The sequence below is a fragment of the Ancylomarina sp. YFZ004 genome (genome assembly GCF_054254355.1).
Genome location: NZ_JBTCHQ010000032.1, coordinates 1 through 1,546, shown reverse-complemented (window position 1 = coordinate 1,546; position 1,546 = coordinate 1). Strand labels below are relative to the sequence as shown.

Annotated in this window: 1 protein-coding gene; it reads right to left on the bottom strand. The window is 36.8% G+C overall.

Features of this window, described 5'->3' with window-relative positions; translation table 11 throughout:
• Positions 1 to 698: 698 nt before the first annotated feature.
• Positions 699 to 1,334 (bottom strand): hypothetical protein, encoded by a 636-nt coding sequence (locus ACXR6G_RS20085; protein ID WP_458363240.1) that lies wholly within the window; start codon positions 1,332 to 1,334, stop codon positions 699 to 701.
• Positions 1,335 to 1,546: the final 212 nt, after the last annotated feature.

Sequence of the window (1,546 nt, the reverse complement as noted above, 5' to 3'; positions counted from 1 at the left end):
CAACTCGCCTTTGCCATTTAGCGTTTGTTACAAGTTGTTGAAAACCTTCATGTGGGAGAAAAATATCACCATTCCTTTTGGGCTGTTATAGACAGCTTTGGCACGGAAATTGCGCCTAAAAGAACCGAGTCTGAATGACAATTTGCGCACCTCCCCCGCGCGTATTCCTTTATAAAACACCTGAGCCTTTAGAAGTCACAATAGTCAAGCCCTGCGCCTGGTATCATTTACTTTCGAGCAAGGCTGGCAAAAGAGAAGCAAATTGGATAAGCTGAGTTTCCCCTGGCAAATTTCGTGACAAAGCGAATGAGGCTCATGCAGGGAGCCGTTTCACGTGACCGCAAGCAAACTCAAGCCAAACAAAACACAAGCTCTAAATCACAGTATAAACTAGTAAAATGGCCAGAGTTTAATTCAAGAAGAACATCCCATTAAAGCAGAAATGGCAACAAGCTTTCAAGCGAGTGCCATTATCGAACCAATTACTTGTAACGGTCTTGCTAAGTTGCGTGGGCGAGTTAAAAGAGTTGAGCTTTCAAACCGCTAAAGAAGCAAGCCGATTTAATTAACTTATTTATATTTTGAGCAAACCAATTGAATTGGCTTGCTGGTGTTTATTAATTGAACTATCCCGAAAGCTTTCGGGATCAAACCGCTCATCAGCGCCCATGACAATTTAGCTTTTGTTACATGCTGTTTTAATTAATCAATATTTCAACAAACTCTTCAGTGAAAACATATCGCTTAGTATTGTTATAAGTTATATCCTCTATTAATCCTACATTTTGAAGAGCTCTTATTTTCTTTTCAATATCTGGGTGATCTTCATAGTAATAGACTAAGAATTCATTACGACTATTGTAAATTTGATTTTTGCCCATTAAAATAAATTCTCTTGCTAAAGGATCACTTTCTAAATCAGCCTGCATTTCAGTTTTTAAATCAGGTATCAGCGCTAATATTTTTCTATATTTATCGTCTATTATTTGTTTTTCATTCAGCTCTTGTTCTGTGATTTTCTCAGCATCTTTTTTCCATTTCACTAATAAATCAATAGGGTATTTATCCGGATCACTGTCAATTAACTTTGCGCATGATTGACAAAGCCAAACTCCATTTTTAATAAAACTTCGTTCCTGTGAATTTAAGCTTTTATCATATCTCGGGCCTCCAGGACTTGCAGCTGTAATGTGTGCGGCTACACCAATATTAGTTGTTTTTTCTTCATTAGAATTAGGCCCAATAGTCAACCGACGACATTTCGGATTTGAACATCTCAATCCTACTCTTTTAGATAAAGTTTCCTTTACTGCTTTATTGAAATCATCTCTCATTGTCCTTTAAATTGCATGTAACGGCTGCGCTAAGTGGCGTAGGCGCCTTAGTTGAGTTATGTTTCAAATTTTATAAAAGGCAAGGTAGCTATTTTTGTAATTACATTTAACTATAATAATTCTAAAATAGATAGTTTGCCGAACTCATTAAAAGCATTAACATTCGAAAACCACCAACCGCCTTTGCCATTTAGCGTTTGTTATAGGTTGTT